Source organism: bacterium (assembly GCA_035281585.1).
Classification (GTDB): Bacteria; UBA10199; UBA10199; order DSSB01; family DSSB01; genus DATEDP01.
This window is the reverse complement of the sequence record DATEDP010000013.1, coordinates 1-23,582: the sequence shown is the minus strand read 5'-3', so window position 1 is coordinate 23,582 and position 23,582 is coordinate 1. Positions and strand designations below refer to the sequence as shown.

At 59.2% G+C, this 23,582-nt stretch carries 28 protein-coding genes; 12 read left to right on the top strand and 16 right to left on the bottom strand.

The window, feature by feature from the left end:
- On the bottom strand, positions 1-607 hold a 607-nt coding region (locus VJR29_00835; GenBank protein ID HKY61939.1), incomplete at its 3' end, for a DUF6683 family protein.
- Between the two features lie 53 nt (positions 608-660).
- Between VJR29_00835 and VJR29_00830 the strand changes: the two genes are divergently transcribed.
- Together VJR29_00830 and VJR29_00825 are read left to right on the top strand one after the other, a co-directional pair.
- Complete coding sequence (locus VJR29_00830; GenBank protein ID HKY61938.1) at positions 661-1,833, top strand: M23 family metallopeptidase; 1,173 nt, start codon at positions 661-663, stop codon at positions 1,831-1,833.
- Between the two features lie 18 nt (positions 1,834-1,851).
- A complete protein-coding gene (locus tag VJR29_00825) occupies positions 1,852-2,580 on the top strand; it encodes a 3-oxoacyl-ACP reductase family protein (protein ID HKY61937.1) in 729 nt (242 codons plus the stop codon).
- Between the two features lie 7 nt (positions 2,581-2,587).
- On the opposite strand, the gene VJR29_00820 is transcribed toward VJR29_00825, so the two are convergent.
- The 3 genes from VJR29_00820 to VJR29_00810 are packed head-to-tail and all read right to left on the bottom strand — an operon-like array spanning position 2,588 to position 4,171.
- Positions 2,588-2,830, bottom strand: a complete 243-nt coding sequence (locus VJR29_00820) for a hypothetical protein (GenBank protein HKY61936.1) — start codon at positions 2,828-2,830, stop codon at positions 2,588-2,590.
- Positions 2,831-2,889: 59 nt separating this feature from the next.
- Positions 2,890-3,693, bottom strand: coding sequence for a cyclase family protein (locus VJR29_00815; protein ID HKY61935.1), 804 nt, complete (start codon positions 3,691-3,693; stop codon positions 2,890-2,892).
- 25 nt (positions 3,694-3,718) lie between these two features.
- Positions 3,719-4,171: a hypothetical protein gene (locus VJR29_00810; protein ID HKY61934.1), complete on the bottom strand. Its 453-nt coding sequence runs from the start codon at positions 4,169-4,171 to the stop codon at positions 3,719-3,721.
- A 99-nt stretch (positions 4,172-4,270) separates the two neighbouring features.
- Here VJR29_00810 and VJR29_00805 point away from each other — a divergent pair, with 99 nt between their 5' ends.
- A complete protein-coding gene (locus VJR29_00805; GenBank protein ID HKY61933.1) occupies positions 4,271-4,654 on the top strand; it encodes a hypothetical protein in 384 nt (127 codons plus the stop codon).
- A gap of 59 nt (positions 4,655-4,713) precedes the next feature.
- Positions 4,714-4,872, top strand: a complete 159-nt coding sequence (locus VJR29_00800) for a hypothetical protein (GenBank protein ID HKY61932.1) — start codon at positions 4,714-4,716, stop codon at positions 4,870-4,872.
- Here VJR29_00800 and VJR29_00795 read toward each other — a convergent pair.
- Positions 4,869-5,555 carry a nuclear transport factor 2 family protein gene (locus VJR29_00795; GenBank protein HKY61931.1) on the bottom strand — a complete coding sequence of 229 codons (687 nt, stop codon included), beginning with the start codon at positions 5,553-5,555 and terminating at the stop codon, positions 4,869-4,871. The genes VJR29_00800 and VJR29_00795 overlap by 4 nt on opposite strands.
- A gap of 139 nt (positions 5,556-5,694) precedes the next feature.
- Here VJR29_00795 and VJR29_00790 point away from each other — a divergent pair, with 139 nt between their 5' ends.
- The gene (locus VJR29_00790; protein ID HKY61930.1) at positions 5,695-6,789 is read left to right on the top strand and encodes a response regulator transcription factor; all 1,095 of its coding nucleotides are present in this window, start codon (positions 5,695-5,697) and stop codon (positions 6,787-6,789) included.
- Positions 6,790-7,019: 230 nt separating this feature from the next.
- Here the strand turns inward: VJR29_00790 and VJR29_00785 are convergent, their stop codons facing one another.
- On the bottom strand, positions 7,020-8,264 hold the full coding sequence (locus VJR29_00785) for an efflux RND transporter periplasmic adaptor subunit (protein HKY61929.1): 1,245 nt from the start codon (positions 8,262-8,264) through the stop codon (positions 7,020-7,022).
- 86 nt (positions 8,265-8,350) lie between these two features.
- Here VJR29_00785 and VJR29_00780 point away from each other — a divergent pair, with 86 nt between their 5' ends.
- Positions 8,351-8,947: a hypothetical protein gene (locus VJR29_00780; protein HKY61928.1), complete on the top strand. Its 597-nt coding sequence runs from the start codon at positions 8,351-8,353 to the stop codon at positions 8,945-8,947.
- On the opposite strand, the gene VJR29_00775 is transcribed toward VJR29_00780, so the two are convergent.
- From VJR29_00775 to VJR29_00765, 3 genes are all read right to left on the bottom strand, one after another.
- Entirely contained in the window at positions 8,944-9,270 is a 327-nt protein-coding gene (locus VJR29_00775) for a hypothetical protein (protein HKY61927.1), read from the bottom strand. The two genes, VJR29_00780 and VJR29_00775, sit on opposite strands and share 4 nt — an antisense overlap.
- A 14-nt stretch (positions 9,271-9,284) precedes the next feature.
- Positions 9,285-10,421: a serine hydrolase domain-containing protein gene (locus tag VJR29_00770; protein ID HKY61926.1), complete on the bottom strand. Its 1,137-nt coding sequence runs from the start codon at positions 10,419-10,421 to the stop codon at positions 9,285-9,287.
- A gap of 104 nt (positions 10,422-10,525) precedes the next feature.
- On the bottom strand, positions 10,526-10,882 hold the full coding sequence (locus VJR29_00765) for a YciI family protein (protein HKY61925.1): 357 nt from the start codon (positions 10,880-10,882) through the stop codon (positions 10,526-10,528).
- Positions 10,883-10,916: 34 nt separating this feature from the next.
- Between VJR29_00765 and VJR29_00760 the strand changes: the two genes are divergently transcribed.
- Positions 10,917-11,666 (top strand): MBL fold metallo-hydrolase, encoded by a 750-nt coding sequence (locus VJR29_00760; GenBank protein HKY61924.1) that lies wholly within the window; start codon positions 10,917-10,919, stop codon positions 11,664-11,666.
- Here VJR29_00760 and VJR29_00755 read toward each other — a convergent pair.
- From VJR29_00755 to VJR29_00745, 3 genes are all read right to left on the bottom strand, one after another.
- Positions 11,663-12,139 (bottom strand): hypothetical protein, encoded by a 477-nt coding sequence (locus tag VJR29_00755; protein HKY61923.1) that lies wholly within the window; start codon positions 12,137-12,139, stop codon positions 11,663-11,665. The genes VJR29_00760 and VJR29_00755 overlap by 4 nt on opposite strands.
- A complete protein-coding gene (locus VJR29_00750; GenBank protein ID HKY61922.1) occupies positions 12,084-12,773 on the bottom strand; it encodes a DUF2306 domain-containing protein in 690 nt (229 codons plus the stop codon). The genes VJR29_00755 and VJR29_00750 overlap by 56 nt, the downstream gene beginning before the upstream one ends.
- Positions 12,774-12,871: 98 nt before the next feature.
- Positions 12,872-14,269, bottom strand: coding sequence for a choice-of-anchor Q domain-containing protein (locus VJR29_00745; protein HKY61921.1), 1,398 nt, complete (start codon positions 14,267-14,269; stop codon positions 12,872-12,874).
- A 322-nt stretch (positions 14,270-14,591) separates the two neighbouring features.
- On the opposite strand from VJR29_00745, the gene VJR29_00740 reads away from it, so the two are divergent.
- Together VJR29_00740 and VJR29_00735 are read left to right on the top strand one after the other, a co-directional pair.
- On the top strand, positions 14,592-16,049 hold the full coding sequence (locus tag VJR29_00740; protein ID HKY61920.1) for a hypothetical protein: 1,458 nt from the start codon (positions 14,592-14,594) through the stop codon (positions 16,047-16,049).
- A gap of 73 nt (positions 16,050-16,122) precedes the next feature.
- On the top strand, positions 16,123-17,394 hold the full coding sequence (locus VJR29_00735) for a rhodanese-like domain-containing protein (protein HKY61919.1): 1,272 nt from the start codon (positions 16,123-16,125) through the stop codon (positions 17,392-17,394).
- A gap of 20 nt (positions 17,395-17,414) precedes the next feature.
- Here VJR29_00735 and VJR29_00730 read toward each other — a convergent pair whose 3' ends face one another.
- Positions 17,415-18,338 carry a nucleotide-binding protein gene (locus VJR29_00730; protein HKY61918.1) on the bottom strand — a complete coding sequence of 308 codons (924 nt, stop codon included), beginning with the start codon at positions 18,336-18,338 and terminating at the stop codon, positions 17,415-17,417.
- A 70-nt stretch (positions 18,339-18,408) separates the two neighbouring features.
- The gene (locus VJR29_00725) at positions 18,409-19,131 is read right to left on the bottom strand and encodes a hypothetical protein (protein ID HKY61917.1); all 723 of its coding nucleotides are present in this window, start codon (positions 19,129-19,131) and stop codon (positions 18,409-18,411) included.
- Positions 19,132-19,316: 185 nt separating this feature from the next.
- On the opposite strand from VJR29_00725, the gene VJR29_00720 reads away from it, so the two are divergent.
- Positions 19,317-19,715 (top strand): hypothetical protein, encoded by a 399-nt coding sequence (locus VJR29_00720; GenBank protein ID HKY61916.1) that lies wholly within the window; start codon positions 19,317-19,319, stop codon positions 19,713-19,715.
- 23 nt (positions 19,716-19,738) lie between these two features.
- On the opposite strand, the gene VJR29_00715 is transcribed toward VJR29_00720, so the two are convergent.
- On the bottom strand, positions 19,739-21,424 hold the full coding sequence (locus tag VJR29_00715) for a PadR family transcriptional regulator (GenBank protein HKY61915.1): 1,686 nt from the start codon (positions 21,422-21,424) through the stop codon (positions 19,739-19,741).
- A gap of 130 nt (positions 21,425-21,554) precedes the next feature.
- Between VJR29_00715 and VJR29_00710 the strand changes: the two genes are divergently transcribed.
- Positions 21,555-22,070 (top strand): hypothetical protein, encoded by a 516-nt coding sequence (locus tag VJR29_00710; GenBank protein ID HKY61914.1) that lies wholly within the window; start codon positions 21,555-21,557, stop codon positions 22,068-22,070.
- Between the two features lie 116 nt (positions 22,071-22,186).
- A complete protein-coding gene (locus VJR29_00705) occupies positions 22,187-23,146 on the top strand; it encodes a fatty acid desaturase (protein ID HKY61913.1) in 960 nt (319 codons plus the stop codon).
- 15 nt (positions 23,147-23,161) lie between these two features.
- Here VJR29_00705 and VJR29_00700 read toward each other — a convergent pair.
- The coding region (locus VJR29_00700; GenBank protein ID HKY61912.1) for an arylsulfatase at positions 23,162-23,582 on the bottom strand (421 nt) is incomplete at its 5' end.

The following is a 23,582-nucleotide window of genomic DNA, read 5'->3' as shown; positions in this document are numbered from 1 at the left end:
CGCCGGACTGGTGAACCATGGCCAGCACCGCCGTCGAAAGCAGCAGCGAGTCATACATGTTTTGGCGGTCGGCCGCGCCGAGCGTCTTGAATTGAGGCGAAGCGGCCAAGGCGTCGTTGACCGCCGGGATCAGATCGTCGGCCCGACTCGGGTCGAAGCCGGGCTTTTCGAGCACTCCGTAGGACAAGCCGATCAGCAGCACCATGGCGGTCGCGACGTTGTCCTTGCGGCCGGCGGCGCCGAGCTGGCTCATCGTCGAACGAAGCGCGGCCGCGAGCTTCTCCCCTTCGGCTGGCGACAAGTTGGTCGCGGCGATGAATTGGGCGACGACGTCCTTGCCGTTCGGATTGCGGGAAAAGTCGGTCGCGCTGATCGGGGCTTTCGGCAACGTCGAGGCCGGCGCTGCCGCGGTGGTCGTCGTGCTCGAGCCGGTCGGGGAGCTGGAGGTCCGTTCGCGCAAGTGGCGCTTGACGTTCTGGTCGTACATGTAGGCTCCCCAGCTCGAGAAGGGATTCTTGTAGGCGTCGCTCCATATCATGTCGGCCGAGGCGAGACGCGGAATGGCGGCGAGAAACAGAAGAGAGAGAGGCCATCTGGTCTTTCGCATATTTCCTCCAAGAGCGGCGCTGTCGATTAAGCCGCCATATTAGGGGGGAATTTTTGTTCCTACAAACGGAATTTCATGCTCTCTTCCAGCTCATGAAAATCCGCAGCCTTCTGATTCTCGCGCTCCTGTTTTCCGGCTCGGCCCGCGCCGAAGCCCCCAAGCTGACGCCGATCACCGTCCAGCTGCTGAGCCCCCAGGTCCAGCCGGTCCGGGGCTCGGATGGTTGGTATCATCTGGTCTACGAAGTTCAACTCAGCAACATCAGCTCCGAAACTTGGCGGGTCGACGCCGTGACGGCCCTCGCCGAGGGAAAACCGCTGGCCAAGCTGAGCGGCAAAGAGCTGGAATCCCGGCTCGGCCCGCTGAGCAGCCGGGGCGGCTCGACCGAGCTCGGTCCGCGGCAAGTCGCCTTTTTGTGGATGCATCTGAAGTTCCCCCCGAAGACGGCCCTGCCCCAAGCCTTTCGGCACCGGATCGAGCTCTCCGGCCCCCAAGCTCTGACGATGGAAGGCGGCAAAGCTACGGTCGGCTCGCAAGCGGCCTTGGCGATCTCGCCGCCGCTCCGGGGAGAAAGCTGGCTGGCGGGCGACGGTTGTTGCGACTCGGTCCGCCACGTGCGAGCGACCCTGCCGCTCGACGGCCGGCTGGCGACCTCACAACGCTTCGCCATCGATTGGGAGAAGCTCGACCCGGAGCGTCGTGTTTTCAGGGGCGATGCCAAAAATCCGGAGAGTTACTTCTGCTATGGTCAGGAAGTCCTGGCGGTGGCCAACGCCGAGGTCGTCGCCGCGGTCGATGGCCTGCCCAACCAGGTGCCGGGCAAGCTGCCCGCTACCATCGACCTCGCCCAAGCCGACGGCAACCATGTCATCCTTCGCTTGGCCGGCGACCACTATGCCCTTTACGCCCACCTCAAGCCCGGCAGCGTCCGGGTGAAGGCCGGCGACAAGGTCCAAACCGGGCAGGTTCTGGGCCATGTCGGAAATAGCGGCAACACTTCGGAGCCCCATCTCCACTTTCATCTCATGGACGGGCCCTCGGCCTTGGAAGCCAACGGCCTGCCCTATGTCCTGCACTCCTTTGAAATTCTGGGGCGAGTCCGCTCCACCGCCGAATTCGACAAGGCCGCGGCCGAGGGCACGCCTCTGACCATTGAATCGGCCCCGGGCAAATCGCTCCACCGCGAAGAGCTGCCGCTGGACCTCTCCTTGGTACGATTCCCCTAAACGTGATAGAACTCCTCCATGAAGCTTCAAGGAAAAGTCGCTCTCGTCACCGGAGGCTCACGAGGCATCGGAGCGGCCATCGCCCGACGAATGGCGGCTGAGGGCGCGGCGGTGGCTATAACCTACATTTCAGGAAAGGATCGGGCCGAAGAGCTGGTCCGCTCGCTGGGTTCGAAGGCCCTAGCCATCCAAGCCGATAGCGGCGATCCCGAAGCCCTCCGCCGAGCCGTCGAGGAAGTCAAAAAAAGCTTGGGCCGGCTGGACATCCTGGTGAACAACGCCGGCCTGGCCATCATCAAACCCATGACCGACATGTCCATCGACGATTTCAACAAAACCTTTGCCGTCAACGTGGGAGCGGCCTTCATCGCCATTCAAGCGGCCCTGCCCCACATGGAGGCCAGCGGAAGGATCATCAATGTCGGCAGCGTCAATGCCGAGCGGGTGCCTTTTGCCGGAGGCGCGGCTTATGCCATGAGCAAGGCCGCCGTTGCCGGCATGACGAGAGCCGTCGCCCGGGAGCTGGGCTCGCGGGGGATCACCATCAATACCATTCAACCGGGGCCGACCGAAACCGAGATGAATCCCTCGACCGGGGCCTTCGCCGAGAGTGCCAAGAGCTTCACCACCTTGGGGCGTTACGGCCAGCCTGAGGAAGTTGCGAGCCTGGTGACCTACCTCGCCAGTGAGGAAGCGTCCTATATCACCGGCGCAACGATCAACGTGGACGGCGGTTATCTAACCTAAGCCGGGACTAATTACTCTCGCTCTCCAGCTTCTTTTCGATCTTCTTCTCGACTTTCTCGGCGATCATCTGCTTGCAGGGTTCCGATAGCTCCTTGAAATGGCTCTTGAGACATTCCTTGATCTTGTCCTCGTTCAAGCCCGCATCCGGACAATACTTTTTCCGGTCCTCCCGACATTCTCCAAGGGCGAAAACCGTGGCCGGCAAGGCGAAGGATAACATGGCGGTGGCCAGAACTATCTTCTTGAGCATAGATCCTCCGAAATAGGGTTTGGAGAATTTTCCAAAATTTTCAGAACGATGTCTTCTATTTATTCCAGGATCGCGACGATCCGCAGCGGGGCGCCGCTGCCACCCTGGATCTTCATCGGCAATGCGAAAACCGTGAAGCCCCGAGGCGGCAGCTTTTCGAGGTTGGCGAGGTTTTCAAAAGCCGGAATGTTCTTGGCGAACAGCGCGCGATGGGTCTCGAAATGGGTCGAGGGCCCGTAATCGATGCTGGCGGTGTCGATGCCCACCGATTTGATTTTTCGCTGGCCGGCCAGCCACTCGGCGGCCTCGGGATGGAGACCGGGGAAGCGCAGCCGCTTCACCGCTTCGGGGCCCCGCCCGTCGGTTCCCAGGTACTTCTTTCGATCCGGCCAGAATCGCGAAAAGCCGGTCCGCAAAATCACGATCGAGCCGGCCGGAATCTTGCCGTTGGCCTTTTCCCAATTTTCAAAATCGCGGATCGACACTTGATAATCCCGATTCTTGGCGGCGGCGTCTCTGACGTCGACCAAGACCGCGCTGCCGATCAGGTTTCCCAGAGGGATCTGGTCGACGGTCTCTTTGCCTTCGGCGAAGTGGAAAGGCGCATCGAGATGGGTCCCGCCATGCTCGGGCGAGCAAAAGCGGTTGGCCGCATAGAAATAGCCCTTCCCGGTCGGCCCTTCGAATTCCTTCTCCAGGGTGAAACCCTTTTCGGTGGGCCAGTAAATGGTGGTTTGGTCGTAAGAGTGGGTCAAATCGACGATTTGCTCGGCTTTCCATTCCATGGCCTGGGAGCTTAAGGAAGAAAGGATCAGCCAAGCAAGGAAGTATATGCCAAGGAAGGCGCGACCGATTCGGGCCATGATGAGTTCTTTTAAGGTATTTCGCTCAATCGATCAAGCCGCTGAAGTTGGCGACTCCGGCCCCGCGACTCCCGTGAAACGAGAGGGTCACTTCGACGATGACATCGGGATCGTCGGGCAGGTCGCCCGTCGCCAAGAAGGAATAGACCGGGCCGCCTTCCTTTTCAGCCGCGGCCTTCTCACTTTTGAGATCGTCCTGAAGCCGCCCCGACTTGGAAGAAGTCCTCCATTCGACCGACCAGGACTCCACTTCCTTGAGATCCAGCGAGTCGCCGTTGGGACCGACGACATAAATCCGAAAAGCATGCCTTTTGGCCTCGGGCTCCGATTCGTCCACCAACTCGACCGAACGACCCGAAAGTTGGCTCGAACCGGTCGCCGGGCGGAGACTTTGGAGCTTCCCGCCGCGGAACCCGCTCTGGGCCCAAAGAAGGATGGGCAGACAAAAGCCGAGCAACATCATCGCCAGCAGCTTCATATCCCCATCAGAGCAATTCAGGAAGTCGATGACAAGGCCTATTGCCCGCCGCCCAGGACAAAGCTTCACAACTCCGCCGACAGCTCCTATAGTCTTCCCATGAAGAAAACCTTCATTTTGGTGCTTGGCAGCCTACTTTTCCTTTATTCCGCCGATGGAAGTGCCAAGAATCCTTCCGAGTACCAATTGGCCAAGGTTCTCAGCTTCAGCGAGAGCTCGGTGACCCGGTCTCAATTCGTCGGCGAATCCTTCGGCGAGGTCCATTTTATGAGCTCCCGGCCCTATCAGGCCAGGGTCCTCCATTTCACCATTCAATTGGGCGAAACCCGCCATTCGCTGGTCTACGAAGCCCGTCCCGGCAAGGATTACAGCCCGACTTTTCAAACCGGTGATGTGTTGGAGGTCCGGATCCAGCCCCAAAAAAACAAGGCCCTCATCAAACGGCCCGATGGAAAAACCTGGGTGGCCCGAATGACGGATTAGGGCGATCCGATGTGCCCATCACCCCCATCCAGAATCCGAGAAATCCGATGAAGGCGTAAATGGCGATCAGACTAAGCGCCACTTCGACCAGCCAGGTCCGGCCGTGGAAATGGCTCCGCCTGCGCCTTGAACATCGTCACGATCAAAGCAGCAGGCGAGCCTTTCATTCCTCCACCGTGCAGGACACCCTGGCCTTGGGCCTGGGCCTGGTCTTCTAACGCTGGTACGTGATGTCGACCCGGAAAGTATGGAAACGGAGATGACTGATGCGCCATTTGCCGTCGTTGCCCCTCTCATACTCCTCCCGGTAAAAACCGTAGCCGAAGAGCTCGGGATGAGGTGGCTGGGAAGGCAGGAAGGATTCGAGCGGAGTGCCGGCGAAGGGGTTGAACATCGGGAATCGCAGGTGGTGGGTCAGGGTGAAGCAGGCCACCGCCGTATCCGGCGAGGTCAGGGTGACCTCTGGCATGTGCCCTTGGTGCATGGTTTGGGCGCCGGTCAGGGCCCCAGCCTCCCAGAAGCGGACGTTGACCGCCCCGTTCACCTGCCAGAAGCTCTGGTCGATTTGATTGGGGTCGATGACGACATCCCCGCTCTTGTGGGCATTGCCGCTTTCATCCAGCGCATAGAGCGCGCCACTGACGTTGAAGTCGATATCGTCGGTCATGGTGTCTTGGAAACAATCCCAGTCCTTGTTATCCATGCAACGGAAGTACCGGGCCTTGGTTTTCTTGATCTCTTCGACCGCCTCAAGCCTGTCGAAGGGATTCATTCCTTCGGTGTTGGTCACGGCCGGATAGCACTGGTCGTCGTAAAGCGGGCCGGCGCTGGCCGCCGAGCAGGCCAGGACGAAGAGTCCAAGGATGGAAAATGCGAAAAGCGAGCGTTTGGTACAGCTCATAGGATGACTCCTTTCTGGTGATCAATCGATTCGACCCGATTATAGGGAGCGGCTCCGAAGGCTTCTTCCAGACGAAGGGTGATTTTTTGGGTTGGAACGGCGTCCGGAATTCACCTATTATGTCGAACCGGGGTTTATTGTGCTGACATCCACCGAACAAGAGAGAGTGCAGGGAGACATCGTTCGCGCCACCCATGAGGCGGTGGACCTCGCCGATTTCAGCGCTCAGGTATTGCCGCTCCTCGACCGGCTTTTCGACACCAGCACTTCCCTGCTCTATTGGTGCAATGAAGACCGCCAAATCGTCCCCTTGGCCGGCGGAATGGTGGAAAGCGTCCCCTTTTACTCCCAAAATTATTTCGGCATCGACCTGCTCCAAGAGAACTTGCTGCGCTTCAACCCATGGATCCTGCATGGCGCCAGCATGCCCAAGTGGAAGGAATACCTTTCCAGCCCCGCCTACAACGAGTGCGCCACCCGCAATTCCATCGATAACTTCCTGCACCTGCGGATCAGCGATTGCGAGATGTACGAGCCGGGCATGGTCGGAATCATGGTCGCCCGAACCTTTCGGCAGCCGGATTTCAGCGAGCGCGAGCGGCTCCTCATGGCGAACTTCATGCCGGCCTTCGAAACCTTCGCTGGCCGCAATTTCCGGCTCGAAGAACGGCTGAAATCCCAGCCCTTCCTCGAGACTCTCTTCGAATACAGCCGACAGCCTATCGTGGCCTTCGATTCGCGAGGTGCATTCTTTTGGGCTTCAAAACGAGCCGACGAGCTGTTCCAGATCACCCAGCTTGGAAAGAAAAGGGTCCCCGAGGCCTTAAGGAAGGCCGCAGCCGGGTTGGCGAAGCTCCTGGGCAAGAACCCCAACTCGACCATACCCGCGACGACGCTGGAAATTCCCCGCAAGGATGGAGATCCCATCCTTGTCGACTTGCGCCTGGCCCGCAACCGAAACGGCGCCTACTTCATCGTGGCCGAAGCGGAGGATCCCGGCGTCTCGCCGCACTTGATGGAGATCGCCGTCAGCCATCGATTGACGAAGACCGAAACCCAAGTGCTTAAATTCATCGCCCTGGGCCTGACCGACCGCCAGATCGGGCGGCGCTTATTCGTCAGCGCCTCGACGATCCATTCCCACGTGAACCACATCCTCGCGAAATTGGACGTCAGCTCCCGGATCCAAGCCGCGTTGATCGCCCACGGTCGAAAATGTCCACAAGACGGGTGAAATTTATTTCATCCTCGCCCGAAAGAATTCACCCAAAGTATGGAAGCCACCGATTCATCTTCCGATTATCATCGGGGCCGACCTAGCTTCAGCCAAGGCCAATTGCTTGGACGGCCGGACCTGTAAGCCGGGTTGAAGGGGCTCGGCTCAAGTCGCGTAACCGATGCGGTTACGCGCTTGGGCACGCCCATTGTCATCCGGGCAAAGGGCCCGAGGCCCATGTTTGGGAATCAGGGAGCTTGCGCCGCCACGCTCGATCCTAGATCGATCTCGGCGCTGCCTTTCGAACCGACCTTGAGCGCATCGTCGGCGTTGTCGATCCGAGCCCGGACTTCGACGGTTTCATTGTCGGCATTGAGCTCGGCTCCGATGTATGAAATTTCCCCCTCGAAGGCCAGGATCGGCGGATCCGAGAGCTGGCCCTTGACCTTCATCCCCAGCTCCAAAAAGTCGACCTGATCCTTGGGAATTTGAAAGCTGAACTCGATCGGATTCACTTGATAAATTTCCACGAGAAAATCGCCGGCCTGGACCTCGCTGCCCTCGGAAACCACCACCTCTTGAATCCGCCCATCCAAAGGCGAGGAAACTTCCCTCCTCACCAGTTCATTTTCCATCGCGGCGATGGTCGCCCTCATCAAATCGACCTGGGCTTGATACAAAGCGAGGCGGCTTTCGGCGTCCGAGGCCACCGGCATGGCCGGGACTGCCGCTTCGCTCGGGAGCTCGACCCTCCGCGGCTGGGTGAGTATCTCGTATTGCACTCGAGTGAATTCGGTGCTGCTGGCGGGCATCGGCACCGAGGCGGCCGCGAAATAGGCCGACCAATCCGAGAGGGGCCCTTCCCCGTTCACCATTTCCCGTACGCCGTAGGAGGGCCAAATCCCTCCGGCATCCGGAGCGTCATGGGACCTCGCAATCACTCTCGGATCGACCGCCGGCCAAATGCCGCCGGCGTCGGCCGAAGTGAATTCGACTTCCGAAGCCAGTCGGGTGAAGGTGGGCTCCCGATACGCCACCACTTCTTCGATCGGGGCTTCGGCCTCCACCTCGACCATGGATTCCTCTTGGATTTCCTCCACCGGCCCCTCGAAGTTGGCCAAAGCTCCGATCCGCTCGAGTTGCATCTCGGCGGACTGCAACTGGGAGCGCAGAAAGGCCAGTTGATCGAAAAGCTGGTCGTCCTCGATCCTAAATAGCGGGTTCTGCCTGGCGACGAGGGTTCCTTTGGCGACTGTGAGGTTTTCCACTCTTCCGCTGAACTCGCTTTTGATCTTGATTCGCCGGGTCGGGACGAAAACCCCATTGATTTTAAGGAAGTCGGGACCGCGGCGGGCGGGCGCCTCGCCCACCTGGGAAGTAAAGTCCAAGCTCCCCGAGCCGGGCCCTTCGCTTCGCCGGGCCGACCTTTCACAGCCCAGCGTCAAAGGCAGCAGGAGAAGGCAAACCAGCAAGCCGGGTGGAAACTTGCTCATTTTGCCATTTTATAAAAATGTCCCCTGCGTTGACAGCCAGAAAACGGGGTGAAAAAATACGGCAGGGTTTAAGAAAGGGGTGTCCCATGAAATCGATTCTTCTCAAGATTTGGATATTGGCTTTCGCCGCGGTCCCCTCGGTCCTCTTCGGGCGCCAAGAGACCGAGTTGGATAAAATCAAATTCCTGGCCTGCCATGGTCAGCTATTTTACGACGGTTATACCGACGAAGAGGTCCTGGGCGGAGCTTACAATGCCTGGTGTTACGATCAATCCGGAGCACGGGTCGCCAAGATCCACCACGATGCTCCCCTCCCCGCCTTCATCACGGGGCAATTCGGCATCACCTTCACCCATTATCACGACCGGAATAATGACGGCGAGCTCGAGGACCGGGAGGCCGACGGCTTCATCTCGCTAGTGGCCAAGACCTTTCCCCAGACCCTGGATCGGTCGGTGCCGTCGTTCAGTGGGCGCAGCTTCGTCATTGCGACCGAGATCGACGCCCCCGAAATCCTCGAAGCCACCGGCTGGTTCAAGGGAACCCAGCAAACGATCAATCGCAGCAACTTGCGCTTCGAGGCGACCTATGACGATGAGGGGAATATCGTGACCCTCAAAATGCTCTATGCCAACTTCGTCACCCAGAGCTTTTTGCGGGCACCGGTCGAAATGTCCTTCTAGCGCCAGCGGTCTTCGACCGGATCGTAAGTCTGGATTCGACCCTTGCCAGCCGGCACTCGATACCGATCGACGATGGGAGAGACCGCCGGGTCGCCCGGGCAGGACCCGCCGTGCTTTTCCCGCACCGCGTATTCGACGTATTTCGCGGTCGAGTCTTCCATGATCCAATACACGCATTCCAAGGATAAACCGCGAGCCGGCAGCTGCTTGGCCAAATAGGTTTGAAGCCGCTTCTCCGAAACTGGAGAAGCTTCGGGAGAGCCGGCTCGAGCCGGTTCGGCGAAGGTCAGGGCGAAAAATATCAGCAAGCAGCGAAAAATCATCTCAGCACCTTTATCTATTGAGGCAAGATCGCGGCGAATTCTCGGAAGATCTTGGTCGGCACATGCTCGCCGACGCCGAAGATATTGGCCAAAATCACCACCACTGAGCCGCGGTTCGGCTCGTACATGACCAGCATGGTATAGCCGACGAACTCGCCGGTGTGGCCGATCCATCCGTTCAGCTCGCCCATTCCCTGGCCGTATCGGTCGTATTCAGGACATTCTCTTTTCGGCCGCTGCGGATCATTGTCGGCGCAAGGGCTGAAAACGATCGGCCGAAGGCTGTCGAGGCGCTGACTAAAGGTGGCCGGGCTCAAGGTAGCGCCGGTCCCCAAGCCTTCGCCCCATTTCCGCAGATCGTCCAGGGTGGAGATCATCGCGCCCGAGCCGGCGGAGGAGGAAGGATCGGCGAAGCTGAGGTCCTCCAAGGGATCGAAGCCATAGCCGTGAACGAAGGGGCTCGGAAGATCGGGGCCGGTGGGATATAGGGTGCCGTTCAAACCGAGGGGGTTCAAAATCCTTTCCTGGATCTCTTGCCCAACCGGCCGGCCGGTCACCTGCTCGACGATCACGCCCAAAATGACGGTATTGGTGTTGGAATAATGCCAATTTTCGCCCGGCGGAAAATAAGGAGCATTGGAATCGGCGACGTCGATCAGCTCCTGGGCCTGCCACTTGCGGAGGAAATCCGCGACGAACTCGGCGACGAATCCGGCGTCCTCGGTGTAGTTGAAGATGCCGCTGGTCATGTCGGCAAGCTGGGCCAGGGTGGCAGTGCCATTTTCAATTCCGGGAAGGTATTGCTCGACCGGATCGCTGAGGCTGAGCCGGCCCTCCTCGGCGAGCTGAAGGATGACCGTGACGGTGAAAGACTTGGTGATGCTGCCGATCCGGAAGTGATCCTCCCGTTGAATCGGCGTTCCGCTGGCGATGTCGGAGAGGCCGTTTTCGATGATGAGCTCGCCCTCGCCGGGGATCCAAACGCCGGCCATGACGCCGGGGATCCCGAATTCGGCTTTTTTCTGCTCGACGATCTCTCGCAAGGAGGCTTCCAGCTCGGGGCTGAGCGAGCCCTCGCCCGAGCCGCAACCGAAGAGTGGAACTAGATAGAAAAGAACGAGGAGGGCCCTAGCGCCTTTGGACAATTTCATGGGCCGACTTTGCCACAAAACCCGGCGGAAGCAAATTCTAACTAACCAAGACCGATCCACTCGCAGAACTGAAGAAATTTCCTTGGGTGTCGGCGGGCGGCTTTTTAGTATTGCCCGAATTCCTGAATCGGCCGGATCTCGACGGCGCCCAGGGTCCCGGACTCCAAATTCTTGGCGATCTCAATGGCCTCGGCGAGATCCTTCACGTCGATCAGCGTGTAGCCCCCCAATTGCTCCTTGGTTTCGGCAAAGGGACCGTCGATGACGAGTTTTTGGCCGCCTTGGGTCCTGACGCAAGTGGCGGTGGAAACCGGACGCAAACGGTGTTCTCCCAAAACCTTGCCTTCGGCCTGAAGCTGGGCGGTATAGGCCACGCTCTGGTCCTCGATCCTTTTTTCCTCGGCCTTGCCCAATCTTTCGAGAGCTTTTTCATCGTAATAGATCAGCAGCAAATACTTCATTGTCGACTCACCTCAATCCTTGGATAATTCCGCAATGACCATCACCAATACACAAAGCGGGACCAGTATCCAAGAGATCGCCGAAAACATCTACCGGATCAGCACCCCGACGCGCGAGATCCCCGGCGGCTTCTCCTTCAATCAATATCTGATTGTCGACGACGAGCCCCTACTCTTCCACCTCGGCATGAGAAAGCTCTTTCCCTTGGTGCGGGAAGCGGTCGCCGCGGTGCTGACGCCCGAGAAGCTCCGCTACCTCGCCTTCTCCCACATGGAGCCCGACGAGTGCGGAGCCGTCGACCCATGGCTCGCCCTGGCGCCCCAAGCCCAGCCCGTCTGCGGCCGAATCGGCGCCATGATCGGCCAAGATCTCGCCGATCGGCCGCCCCGCGGCCTGGCCCACGGCGAAACTCTCAAGCTCGGAAAGCACGAAGTCAGCTGGCAGGACGCCCCGCACCTGCCCCACGGATGGGACTGCGGTTTCATGATCGACCGCTTCACCCAAACCCTCTTCTGCGGCGACCTCTTCACCCAAGGCGGCGAGGCCCGGCAGGCCTTGGTGGAAACCGACATCCTGGGACCCAGCGAGGCCTTCCGCAAAAAGATGGATTATTTCTCCCACACCCAAAATCTTCGCCCGCTCATGCAAAATCTGATCGAGCTCAAACCCCGGACTCTGGCCTGCATGCACGGCCATGCCTGGCGAGGCGACGGCGGTAAACTTCTCCAAGAGTTGATGGAGAGTCTGGGAAGCGGGCGCGTGAGCACCGAGGCCTGGACTTAACTGCGGCGACAGACTCCGGCCGGAGCCGCGCCCACCGACTCGCCCCAAAGAACCGCGGCCGGATAATGGGCTTCGCCCAGCTTCACGATCACTTCGCCATTCTTGGGATAGACGCAGCCGACGATGACTTCTCGATGCCAGGCGTCTTCGGGGAGCTCCTTCGCCTCGAGCCCTCGGAAAGAATGAGATTCATCGATCGCGAAGGAAATAAAAGTCCGGCCCTTGGTGTCGGCTTGCGGCGCCTGATCGAGGATTCGCACCCTTCGGGCGCTGGGCGGAGGAGCGGCCCGGGAAAAAGTCGGGCGCTTCGCCTCCTTCTCTTGGAGAGGGGTGAGGAGCTTGGCTTCGACGAGGGCCTGGGGCGAAGCCGAGTCGCCGATCGGAGCGCTCGTCCGCGCCTGGAGCGGACGATGGGGATTAAACAACGCCGGGGCCGCCAGCAGCAGCGCCAGCAGGATCAAGAAGGGGTTCATAGCGGGTCCTTGGCTTGGGTTGAGGTCGAGAAGGCGAGCCTAGGCACTGGACGAGGGCGAAGGTGCCGACGACCGGGATCCAAAGGCTCAAAAGATACGCCAAATCGGCGTCGAGATTGGAAGTTTCCAACAGAAAGAGCATGGCGCGGGAGCTGACCGCGACGCTCAGCTGGCCGATCACGTGGAAGGCGAAGAGGCGATGGCGGGCAAATCGCTTGGCCCGCGCCCAGCGGATGGCCTGGAGCATCGCCCAGACCACGATGCCACCGGTGAGCAAGAAGCCGAGGGTCCCGGCCACTCCACCCTTGGCGAAGAAGGCGAGATAGAAGCCGGTGGGTGCCAAGGCGCCCAAGACATCGAGGCCCACGATTCGGCCGGACCAACGGTGAAAGCGGGGCCAGCGTTTCAGGACGGCCGCGGAGGACAGGATCAAGCAGCCCGGCAAGGCCAGGGCCGCCGCCAGGACGTGAACGCGCAAGACCGCCAAATAAAAGGCTTCGTCGCGCAGGGGCAGCTTTTCGATCAGGAAGGGAGCCCTTTGGCCGGGCTCGAAATAGACCATGCTCGCGTAAGTGATCGCCAGGGAACCCAGCGCCAGGAAAATCCAAAGGAAGGATTGGGCCGCTCGCTTCATTAAAGCCCCCTACGCGGCTTGTGGGGGAAAGTGTCTAGAATAAGAAAAAAGCCCCGCCGGGCGGCGGGGCTTTTTTGCGAATAAGCTTAAGGTCGGGATCACCGAGCCTTGCGGCGCAGGGCCTTCACGAACCCTCCCAGCGCCGCCAAAGCCAGGAGACCGGGCCAGGAAAGGCCGCCGGCAAGGCCTGGTTGCAGCGTGCAAGAAAGAGCCCCGCTGCCTTCGACGAAGCCGAAGGGAGTCGGGGTCGGAGTGGCCGTGGGCGTCGGAATCGGGGTCGGAGTCGGGGTCGGAAGGACTTGGAACTCCAGCGCTCCGATATCGGGATTGGTGCCGGGAAGGGCCGGCCGCGGATTGCCGTCAAAGTCGGTGGAAGGCATCGAAGGCGCCGCCGGGTCCCCGGTATCGATCGCCGGCGAGCCGGCGCTAAGGTGGAAATCGTCGGCACCGGAGTTCACGAACTGAGGGTCGTCCGAGATATTGGCACCCTCATTCAGCGTCGCGCTGCCTCCGCAAGATCCTCCGTCCAAGGCTTCGCTGAAGTATTCCGTGAAATCGTTGTTGAAGAGATTGACGGTCGCGCCTTGCTCGCAGGTCCAGATATCGTCGCCGTTGGTGCCGGCGGAATTCCCGAACACGATGTTATTGTAGATGTTGAAGACGCTCGCGCTATCGTCGACCTGGGCTCCGATGCCACCGCCGTCGCCGTTGGTCGCCGCATTGTTGAACAAGGTGTTGTTGGTGATGGTGATATTGCCGACGCTGGCGTTGACGAACATTCCGCCGCCTTGGCCGTCGTTGGAGGTGTTGCCGGCCAGGATGTTATTGACCGCCGTGATCGACCCCTGGCCCGATTCGGCGAACAATCCGCCGCCGTCGTCGAAGTTGGCGGTGTTGTCCAAAAACAAATTGGAGCTGAAAAACATGAGACTTTCGCCATTGGCGTTGGAATAGATGCCGCCGCCCCACTCGTCAGAGAAATTGGAAAGGAAGCTGCAGTTTTCCACCGTGACGTCGGCGTCACTGACGTTCACCGCCAAGCCGCCGCCGGGCCCGCTGTAGTTTCCGTTCTGAAAGGTAATGTTGGAAACGGAGAGGTTGGCTTGATCGTCGGCCGAAGCGAATACGGTGTTCAGCTCCATGCACTGATCGTTGTCCATGCCGTCGATGATCGTTCCGGCGCCGGCTCCGACGATATCCAAGCTGAAATTCTCGGTATCGGCGGCGAAATACTGGAAGATTCCGGCCGCGTCGGCGTCGTAAGTTCCGGCCGCCACGTTGATGGTATCGGCCTCTCCGTTACACTCGGCCACATCCAAGGCATCTTGAAGCGTGCAATCGTTGCCGTTGAAATCGGCACAGGGATCGCCCCCCGGTGTGAAGCAATCGGAAGCGATGGCCGTTGTCGTGACGTTGATATTGGCGGCTTCAACCTTCCTTACCGAAAGACTGGTGGCCGCAAGCACCAGGCAGGAAATAGCGAGCAGTCGAACCATGGTTTTCTCCTTGGTTTAAGGGAATGGGTATAGGAAAGACGCCGTAAAGCGAAGCAAGTCACCGGGCTTGTGAAATAAATTTCCCCAATCCGCCGCCTGGCTTTTTCCTTTTATTTTTCATCGCCTTGCGTCGAAGCCTTCGCCGAGAATGTCCAGTGTCTCAAATGGGCCTCGCTTACCATTTTTAATATTGCCAGACCGAAGACTCCGGCCCGATAATATATTCGGGATATCAATTCGAAGGGGTTAAAAATAATCAACAGGCAGGGGCCTCAAGCGATCCGCAAAATCGCCACGGCATCCTTTTGTCCAGGGAGTGGATATGACAACAACTTGGAAGAAGGCTTTTACAGCTCTGGTCGTAGCGAGCGGGCTCGCTTGGAATCTCGCGGTGTCGCATGCTCAGGACTGCTCGGACAAATACAATGCCCTGACCGACGAACAAAGGGCGAGCTTCAATATTATGAGCGATGAATGGAAGGCCGCAACGACCGGAGCCAACCCTCTCCCCCCGCATGCCTTCATTGTCGGCTGCAAGGACTGCGAGGGCGCGGCTTACGACAGCGCCGGGAACCTAACAAACGGCCCCTCGCTGTGGAAAATTCCCACTAGCTGGCTGATGAAAGTTCCACAAAATTGCAACGGAAAAACGGTGGTCATCGTGCCTCCGGGAACCTTAAGCCATGTCACCGCCTTCAATGCCTTCGCCGGCATCGTCAGTCAATTGATGAACGAGGGCTTCGCGGTGGTAGCGATGGACCACGTGGCGCCGGGCTATCCGGGTTTCCCCTATGACGCGTTCATCGCTCCGCCCTTCCACACCCATAACTTCAGGACCGCCTACTTCTCTACCGGCCATTTATTGCGCGACCTGGTATCGGAGGTTTTCGGTGAGCCGACCGGATATTACGCTTTCGCCCATTCCCGAGGAGTTTCTTTGGGATTGGGCTTGCTGGTCGGCGAAAACGGCACGCCCTTTGACGGCTATATCCTCGGAGTCGGGGGCACCGGCGCTTTGGAATACTTGGAATCCCACACCGAGGCTTTCGCCGCCGATCGAGTGCCGCTCACTGGAGTCATTCCGCTGGAATCGCTTCCGCCGGCCAACACCGAGGATGCAAGAAAGCTCGGGGTCTTCATGGGCAACATCAACATTGGAGTTCCCGATCCTGAGTATCTCTCCGAAATTTTGGCCGAACCGACCGTGAGCGCCCAATTGGCCAAGGCGATGGCCTATGACTTCGATAGCCGCTCCCACAAGATCAAAAAAGCTTGGGGTCATATCGCCTTCGACCCCGACATCAAAAAACCGGTTATTATCTTGGCGGGCTTGCGGGATCGCTCGATATACCCTTCCTCGACGCTGCAATTCGCCGGCAACATTATCGAAGCCGGAAAAACCGACATGTTCCGGCTCTACTTGGTGAAAGATATGGCTCACAGCGCCATGGACGGGCCGGCTTCCAACGTTCCAAGCCTGAACGTCGGAGCCATCAAGGCGCTCGACTCCTGGGTCCATCAGAACGCCGAACCCCAAAGCTTGAATGGCGGGGCCTTTGGCGCCGTGCCGAGCTGCACCGCCCGCGGGTATAGCGGCGACCCCATGGGATGCTTTTGCGAGGTGATCGGAAACGGCGTCGGCGGGACCTGTTCGCTCGATCCAAGCACGGCTTGCATCACCGCGAACCCGGCCTCGGCGACGCCTCCCGACTCCTGCATCGCCATCGGTAAAGGCACTTGCCAGGCGGTCAGGCCCGCGGAGTGCCCGGCTCTGCCCTAAACGGCTTAGCGAAACCATTTCCCCTTCGCTTGGGAATAAAGCAATATCATCCTATTTAAAATCGGGGGTCCCCATGTCCTTTCGGCAGCTTTTCGACCCGGCTTCCTCCACCTTCACCTACCTCTTGGCCGACGACCTCACCCATGAGGCCGTCCTGATCGATCCGGTCGTCGAGCAAGTCGAGCGCGACTTGCGGCTGCTCCGCGAAAACGGCTTGAAACTCAAATACGCGCTGGAGACCCATGTCCACGCCGACCACATCACCGCGGGCCACGCCCTCAAGCAGGCCACCGGGGCCCAGACCGCTGTGGCAAGCGACTGCCATGCCCAAGGTTACGATCAATATCTGAAGGACGGAGAGGTGCTTCTTTTCGGCCGCGAGGAGCTTTTGGTGATCGCCACCCCCGGCCACACTCCGGGCAGCGTATCCTACCTGTGGCGCGACCGGATTTTCACCGGTGACACCCTCCTGATCGGCGGATGCGGCCGGACCGATTTCCAAAACGGAAGCCCGGCGGCGCTCTACCGCAGCGTCACTGAAAAGTTATTCTCGCTCGATGAACAAACCCTCGTCTATCCGGCCCACGACTACAAGGGGCGCCGGGTCTCCAGCATCGGCGAAGAGAAATTGCAAAACCCGCGCTTCGCCGGAAAAAATCTCGAGGAATTCGTCGCCCTCATGAATAACCTCAACCTCCCCTTGCCCAAGCACATCCAGGAGGCGGTCCCCGCCAACCTCAGGGGGGGACCCGGAATCGGCGAGCTCAAGAATGAAATGAATCGCGACGCGATATCGGCCTTATCGAAGGCGGCGCTCCCCCTACGCAGCGTCTCGGTGCAACAACTGGCGGAGCTCGCGAACGCCGGGCCCTTGAGCTTGATTGACGTTCGCACGCCGGGGGAGTTCGCCGGTCTTCGGATCCCGGGATCGGTCAACATTCCCTTCGATTCGCTTCATGCCGACTCCTTGAAGTCGATGTTTCCGCCCGACAAACCGCTTTATTGCCTCTGCCAAACCGGCACTCGGAGCGGGCTGGCGGCCGACCGCCTGCGAGCGGCCGGTTTCCGGCAAGTGGTCCATGTCGACGGCGGCACCAACGCCTGGGAGGCCGCTGGACTGCCTTTCGAGCGCGGAGCCGGCGGAGCCTTCGGCTTGGAGCGCCAAGTCCGAATCGCCGCCGGCGGCTTGGTTGTCTTGGGAGCCATCGCGGGCGTCTGGATTCATCCCTTGGGCTACGCCATATCCGCGGCGATCGGCGCCGGATTGGTTTTTTCCGGAGTCACCAATAGCTGCGCCATGGCTAGGCTGATGTCCAAGATGCCCTGGAACCGGGCGACCCGGTGAAATCCCGGTTAGACGAACACCTAGCGAAACCACTTCCCCGTGGCCTTGGAATAAACCTGACCCCCGGCCTCGCTCGAGAAATGTCCGCGGAGAATTCCGGGCTCGTCCGGCGGACAATAGAGCAACAAATCGATTTCGCGGGCGCCTCGAAGGTCGGGCTCGAAGCCGTCCCGTTGCGGAGGCTTGCCTTCCAGCCGGATGCGCTGCCGGGTCTGCATGGCGTTTCGGATCTTCACGCTGCCGTCGTCGAACACCCTGGCATCGACGACCCGATCGCTGATCTCGAACTCGGCATAGCAATCGCCGACCTGAAGCTGAAAATTGCCGTAGAAGCAGCCGGCGCCGCCCCGGCCATCGGGTGGAATCTGCAGAATCATCTTCCCGTTGAGCACCGCGTAATCGGGCTTCTTGATCGGCATATGGCGGTAAACCTGGAAAACCGTCTCGGTCTGCCAGCTGCCGGAATAACCGTGCAGCTGAGCGGTCGGCGAGAACCCGGCCTGAATGGCGGGCAGCTCGGCCGCCCAGGACTTGATCCGGGCCCGGGCTTGGAGATCGAGCGGACGCTCCGGCTCGAAAGGCCCCATCGGAACGTAGGTGACGCCGGCGAAATCGGAGGGCAGCTCGGATTCGGCATAACGGCAGAGAGCCACCCGGCCTCGGGTCAGCATGGCGGTGAGATAGCCGTATTCGAAGAGGACATTGGCCCGCGGCGTCCGGACCTTTTGCTCCCGAATGACCGAATCGTCGTCCGGCGTCGCCAGGAACACGGCCCCGGCCACTCGGCGGGCGATGTTTTCGATGCCCAGGAAGGTGATGTCGCCAAGCTTGAAGCATTCGGTCCAGAGCAGTGGCTTGACGCCTTGAACCTCCGAAAGGACGTCAACCACCTGCATCGCTTGCCCCAGACCCTCTTTGCTGCTGCCGATGAAAATCTCCTTCAATGTGGACCCTTTCCTGTCCGACATTGTCGGAGTTTTGGAGGATCTCTTCCAGCTTAAAAGACCAGCGACGTCAGTTCGTCGTCCTTTCCAACTGCCAGTTTTTGCTCCGGAACAGCGAGACGCTGGTGCTGGCATTGCCTGATTGAGAATCGACGATGGTGTGCGTGAAGCCGATGCCCTCGACCGCGATGGTGCCGTTGACGACCGGGTCATAGGACTTGACGTGCTCGAAAACCTTCACGATCACGTCGCCAAAATCGAAGACGGAATTGCCGGTCTGGACAGTCGGCGAACCCTGGCCCGCCCAGGTCAGATCCACGTTCACCGGCAGGGACTGGGCGTTCCCGAAGTCCCCGTTGATCACCACAAAGCCCATGAAAGTGATGTTGACGTAGGCATTGCCGGAAGGATCGAAATCAATGGCGCCCTCGAAAACCCCCGGATCGAGGTTGGTGACAAAGAAGCTCGGCGGTCCGACCACTTGGCAATCTCCGGGATTCGGAGGAAAGGTGACTTCGCCCTGGCAATCGACGTCCGGGGTGCTGCTGATGGTGAGTGAAAGCCCGGTCGGAAACTCGGTGCCGAAAACATCGGTCGCTTCCCGAGAGGCTTGGACGCTAACCAACGTCGCGCCGGGGAATGTGACATCGACCGGATGCGATTCGAAGCTGGAATAACCCGCCCCGAAAAGCTCGGAGGACTTGGAGACGCTGGCATCCGCTTGGGCGGAGCCGGCCGCCCCCAGGATGAGAAGGGCGCACAGATACACCCCGAAAAAGGCTTTGAACTTCATACAGACCTTCCTTTCGTTGAATGGAAACTTATTAAGACGGAATTAGATTTTTAGAATGAACCCTCAGAAACCCCCAAAACTCGAACCTAGCGAGAATTGTCCACTAAGGGCGGCTTTTTCTTCAAGACCAAATTTGAATTGGAGAAGGATGAGTTTTGCCCTTATCTTATCCAAGGAGGGCGACCATGAAACATGCTCGGCATTTCTTCTGGATTTCACTTCTATTCTTCGGAGCGTTGGAGGCGCAGGCCGGCGGCCTGGCGCCATTGCTGACCTCAAGCGCTTGGTGCAGCTTTAAATACAGCCAGGTCACGGGATACAGCAACAGCACCCGCTATCGCTTCAATCGCAACGGGACCTATTCCATGGGAAGCCGGGGCGAGGGCTACTCCAGCGGCGGCGGCGGAACTTTCGCCAGCCAGCACGATGGGGGCTCGGGCGGACGCTGGAAGGTGGAGGGCGAGCGGCTTTTCCTATCGGATGATGGGGTGGAATGGGAAAGCGTGGCGACCCGGGTGAAAAGCAATTCCAACGGGAATCCGATCATCGTGGCCGACGGCGTCGAATATTCCCAGTGCAACTAAGCTGAAGAGGACGGTCGCTTGATTTAGCGGGAGAGCATCGCCAAAATTTCCCTGATTTTCGCGACTTCTTCCCGGCCAGCCTCGGTCAGTCGATAGGCCCTTGCCGCTCGGCCACCGGTATAAGGGGTTTCAGAATGGGAAAAGGAAATGAGGCCCTTTTGTTCCAGGCGTTTCAAGGAAGGATGAAGCGATCCATCGGAAAGCCGGCTACCCCCACCGGCGCGAGATTTGATCCACTCGCCAGCCAAGGGCCCTTCGCGAAGGGCCATTAAACAAAATGCATCGGGCTTGAGAACATAGGATCTAAAATGAAGTCTCTCTCCTGGCCCGGCTTGTAAATAATAGTTCAACTCCTCCTTAATCTCGCGAGTCGATTCCCTACCGGCTTCCGTGAGCTGGTAAACGGTTGCAGGGCGGCCGCTGCCCCTTTTCGGCATTTGGTAGTGAGAAAGCTCGATGAGTCCCAATTCCTCAAGCCGCTTGAGGAGGGGGTTTACTATTGACCAGGTCAAACGGAATTTGCCGCCGGTTTTTTGGAATACCTGGTCAATCATCCATTGTCCCGCCAAAGGCTTTGAATCGAGCTGCAACAAAATGACGGCGTTCTGGTTGATGATCGCTTGGCGAGACCTACCTCCTTCGGATTTCGAGCTCTTCATCGCGAAGGAGCCAAACGAAAGCGAATCGCGCGCACCGGAAATTCCAGCATTGGCGAATGCTGGAATTGGAGAAAGGCCAAAACCGGGAACGTCGGCCGATGCGCCGGGCAGCTGATTGGCGATCTCCAATCTCTTCGCCAGAACAGGGCGCAGGAGTCGCCCACTCACATTGAGATGCAGCAGTGTGGCCAATGAATCCGCCAGGACGGCATCGCCGCTCCCTTCTTCGCGAAGTCCCAAGCGACTCTCCACCGATTGACCTAGAAGGATGCCTCCCAGCATGCTGGCCTGGCTGAATGCCGTTTGGATCGGGCCCGCTCCGATCACCCGGCGCGAAATGCCATTGGCCAAACCACCGGCCAGACGAAGCGCGCCCAAGCTTAAATAGCTCGAGCCGACTTCAGCGCCGATCGTCCGCCGACTCCAATCTTGGGAGTGGCCCAAGATGGCGTCGGTTCCTCGGGCGAGTGCGACGTAGGCAGGCGCCTCCAGCAAGGACGCGAGGGCCGAGCCCAGGATCCGGGCCGTCGGTCCGCGGGTCGCCCAAGAAGCCGGAGCGGCGGCAAAACGAGTAAGAAGGGCCAGTCGACTGATTCCAAACACCGCCTGAGCGCCCGCCATCCCCACCAACGATGCCGGATTTCCGGCCTGCTTGAAAAAATGCCCCAACAAAACTTCCGCTCGGGCGCCGAAAGCACCGCGGCCGACGAGAGCGTCTTGGCGGCGCCGAGCCTTCTCGGCCACCGGAGAGCTTCCCAGACTGTCGTAGATCCGCCGGGCGGCGTCGGCTCGGTCATGCTCGAGCCGCTGGCCCAAATCAAATAAACCATCGGCCAAAAGATCGGGGTCCGACTCCTTGCGCAGCGATTCGAGCTCCCTTTGGAAGTTGGCGGGCAAGGCGGGTGACAAGCCCTGGAATAAGGCGACCATCAATTTCCCCTGAATTTTTCCAGTTTCGGCCGGCTTTTGGCTTAGTTGCGCTATGATATTCGTTGGCTTGGCGGAGGGCCTGAAGCGCTTTCTTCCTCGGCACGAAATATATTTCTTCAATTAAATCAAAAGACTACTCCTGGCTGAATCTTGAAGGCAGCCTTGTCAAGAGCTTGCCCCCCGATTCTCCGGCCTCATCTCTTCTCCTCATTAGCCGGCTCAACCCGGCAAAAAAGGAGAACCCCATCTGATGAAAAAACTAGTATTGCTTTCAGCCCTGCTGCTCTTGCCTTTCTCGGTCGATGCGAAGCCCGAGCAGGAGGAGCAGGAGAAAGTTTGTTTCTGCCACAACATCAATCACAACCCTCATACCATTTGCACCGCTAACGAAGCCTTGATCCAAGCCCACATGGACCACGTCAATGGCGAGGTTCCCGGCGTGCAGGATGCCTTGGGCGCCTGTGAAGAAGAAAGTCCGCCACCGGAGGAGAGCTCGCCACCGGAGGAGAGCTCACCGCCCGAGGAAAGCCCGCCACCGGAGGACGACGAGGAGGATGAAGGCGAGGGCGATGAGCAAGAGGGCGAAGGCGAGGCCACCGACGACTCCAAGGCGGAGACTCCGGGCAACGATCCCTCGCTACTTTTCGAAGGAAGCGGCGGCTGTTCCCTGAACCCCGGACTTGCCGGGGGCGGATTCGCCAATGGGATCTGGATGATACCGCTGACTCTTCCCCTACTTCGTTCCCTGCGTCGGAAGCAAACTTAGGCCTGCCGTTCCAAAATGTTGGAGGGCGTCAAGCCCCGCCTGGCTCCGCTGGGCGGGGCTTGGTTTTTGAAATTGCGGAGCGGGGTCCGCGGGTTTATAGTTTGGGTTGGTTCCCCATGAGCAACCCAAGCAAATCGATTCGGGATGCTCTCCAGGCTGAAGAAACGGCTCTGCGAAGCGCTCATCGCTGGCTCAATCGTCAGGATTTGATCGGCGCATTTTTGTTTCTCACCTCGATCGCCGCCTGCATCGGAGTCGGAACGCTTTATTACCAAGGTTTCATTCCGGCATGGACTTGTCTCTTGGCGAATGCTTTCTTTCTTTCCATCGGCCATGAGATCGAGCACGACTTGATCCATCGGCTTTACTTCTCCCGCCACAAGTGGCTTCGAGACTCCATGTTGCTGCTCGGCTGGCTGACTCGGCCAACCTCGATCAATCCCTGGATCCGAATGCGCCTGCATCATCACCATCACCGAAATTCCGGGCAACTCGACGACGCCGAGGAAAGACTGATCGGGAACGGAATACCCTACAATAACCTCGCTCGGTGGCTGGTCATGGCCGGGCCCTGGTTTGCTTTCCTTCAGCTTCGGTCGCTCAGAAGGCATGGCAGTCCCTTCAGAACCCTGGTTCTGGTGCTCTCGCCCTTTCCGATGGTCTTCGGCGCCACCGTCTTCGTCGTTTATTGGCTGCTGTTGAGCCTATTCGGCCCTGGCATCAGTCAATGGGCTTACGACCGGATGCCGCTTTGGAATGCCTTGATGGTCGGCTTGATCGGCCCCAATCTCCTGCGGATGTTTTGCCTGCAGTTCGTCTCTTCCACCATCCACTACTTCGGCGACGTCCGCGAGCTGCGGGACCAAACTCAAGTATTCAACGCCTGGTATTGGCTTCCCTTCCAGGCCTTTTGCTTCAATTTCGGGGCAACCCATGCCCTGCATCACTTTCTCCCCAGCCAACCCTTCTACATCCGGCAATGGCTGGCCCAACGCATCTATCCGGTCATGAAAACCCAGGGGGTTCGATTCAACGACATCGGGACGTTCCGGCGGAACAACCGCCATGGGGCTTGAATGCTCGGCATCGGGTCACAGGCTAGCCGCTTGGGCCTTCTGAGCGGCTTCGAGCTTTTTGATTTCCTCGGGCGATAACTGGGGCCGGTCCACCTTGAGCGTCAGCTTTTCCAGCTTACCGGTAAAAGGAAACGGCGGCTTGTAATCGGCATCATTCACGCCGGTCAAGGTGTCCGATCCGATATCGAAGCTCTCATCCCATTGCAGAATGGTGGGCAGAGTCTTGTCCATCGCGATGGTCTGAACGACCTTGCCATCGACCTTGAGGGTTCCGGTGCCACCGCTGCCGAGGCCGCTATAGCTATTAAAGGCCAGGGTGCCGGCACCGAGTCCGTCGTACTTGAAATCAAATTCGACCTTATGCTTTCCGGGGGAAAGAGCCTCGGGCCCTTCCCACTTGACGCGCTTCAAGTCGATCAAGTTCCAGAGGAACACC

What these genes read in the sequence shown, in the direction of transcription:
- VJR29_00780 (HKY61928.1), top strand. Translation starts at nt 8,351, where the DNA reads ATGAAATCGATTCTTCTCAAGATTTGGATATTGGCTTTCGCCGCGGTC.
- VJR29_00710 (HKY61914.1), top strand. Translation starts at nt 21,555, where the DNA reads ATGAAAAAACTAGTATTGCTTTCAGCCCTGCTGCTCTTGCCTTTCTCG.
- VJR29_00750 (HKY61922.1), bottom strand. Translation starts at nt 12,773, where the DNA reads ATGAAGCGAGCGGCCCAATCCTTCCTTTGGATTTTCCTGGCGCTGGGT.
- VJR29_00725 (HKY61917.1), bottom strand. Translation starts at nt 19,131, where the DNA reads ATGAAGTTCAAAGCCTTTTTCGGGGTGTATCTGTGCGCCCTTCTCATC.
- VJR29_00800 (HKY61932.1), top strand. Translation starts at nt 4,714, where the DNA reads ATGGCGATCAGACTAAGCGCCACTTCGACCAGCCAGGTCCGGCCGTGG.
- VJR29_00735 (HKY61919.1), top strand. Translation starts at nt 16,123, where the DNA reads ATGTCCTTTCGGCAGCTTTTCGACCCGGCTTCCTCCACCTTCACCTAC.
- VJR29_00795 (HKY61931.1), bottom strand. Translation starts at nt 5,555, where the DNA reads ATGAGCTGTACCAAACGCTCGCTTTTCGCATTTTCCATCCTTGGACTC.
- VJR29_00745 (HKY61921.1), bottom strand. Translation starts at nt 14,269, where the DNA reads ATGGTTCGACTGCTCGCTATTTCCTGCCTGGTGCTTGCGGCCACCAGT.
- VJR29_00775 (HKY61927.1), bottom strand. Translation starts at nt 9,270, where the DNA reads ATGATTTTTCGCTGCTTGCTGATATTTTTCGCCCTGACCTTCGCCGAA.
- VJR29_00720 (HKY61916.1), top strand. Translation starts at nt 19,317, where the DNA reads ATGAAACATGCTCGGCATTTCTTCTGGATTTCACTTCTATTCTTCGGA.
- VJR29_00805 (HKY61933.1), top strand. Translation starts at nt 4,271, where the DNA reads ATGAAGAAAACCTTCATTTTGGTGCTTGGCAGCCTACTTTTCCTTTAT.
- VJR29_00815 (HKY61935.1), bottom strand. Translation starts at nt 3,693, where the DNA reads ATGGCCCGAATCGGTCGCGCCTTCCTTGGCATATACTTCCTTGCTTGG.
- VJR29_00765 (HKY61925.1), bottom strand. Translation starts at nt 10,882, where the DNA reads ATGAAGTATTTGCTGCTGATCTATTACGATGAAAAAGCTCTCGAAAGA.
- VJR29_00740 (HKY61920.1), top strand. Translation starts at nt 14,592, where the DNA reads ATGACAACAACTTGGAAGAAGGCTTTTACAGCTCTGGTCGTAGCGAGC.
- VJR29_00825 (HKY61937.1), top strand. Translation starts at nt 1,852, where the DNA reads ATGAAGCTTCAAGGAAAAGTCGCTCTCGTCACCGGAGGCTCACGAGGC.
- VJR29_00785 (HKY61929.1), bottom strand. Translation starts at nt 8,264, where the DNA reads ATGAGCAAGTTTCCACCCGGCTTGCTGGTTTGCCTTCTCCTGCTGCCT.
- VJR29_00810 (HKY61934.1), bottom strand. Translation starts at nt 4,171, where the DNA reads ATGAAGCTGCTGGCGATGATGTTGCTCGGCTTTTGTCTGCCCATCCTT.
- VJR29_00770 (HKY61926.1), bottom strand. Translation starts at nt 10,421, where the DNA reads ATGAAATTGTCCAAAGGCGCTAGGGCCCTCCTCGTTCTTTTCTATCTA.
- VJR29_00760 (HKY61924.1), top strand. Translation starts at nt 10,917, where the DNA reads ATGACCATCACCAATACACAAAGCGGGACCAGTATCCAAGAGATCGCC.
- VJR29_00705 (HKY61913.1), top strand. Translation starts at nt 22,187, where the DNA reads ATGAGCAACCCAAGCAAATCGATTCGGGATGCTCTCCAGGCTGAAGAA.
- VJR29_00820 (HKY61936.1), bottom strand. Translation starts at nt 2,830, where the DNA reads ATGCTCAAGAAGATAGTTCTGGCCACCGCCATGTTATCCTTCGCCTTG.
- VJR29_00755 (HKY61923.1), bottom strand. Translation starts at nt 12,139, where the DNA reads ATGAACCCCTTCTTGATCCTGCTGGCGCTGCTGCTGGCGGCCCCGGCG.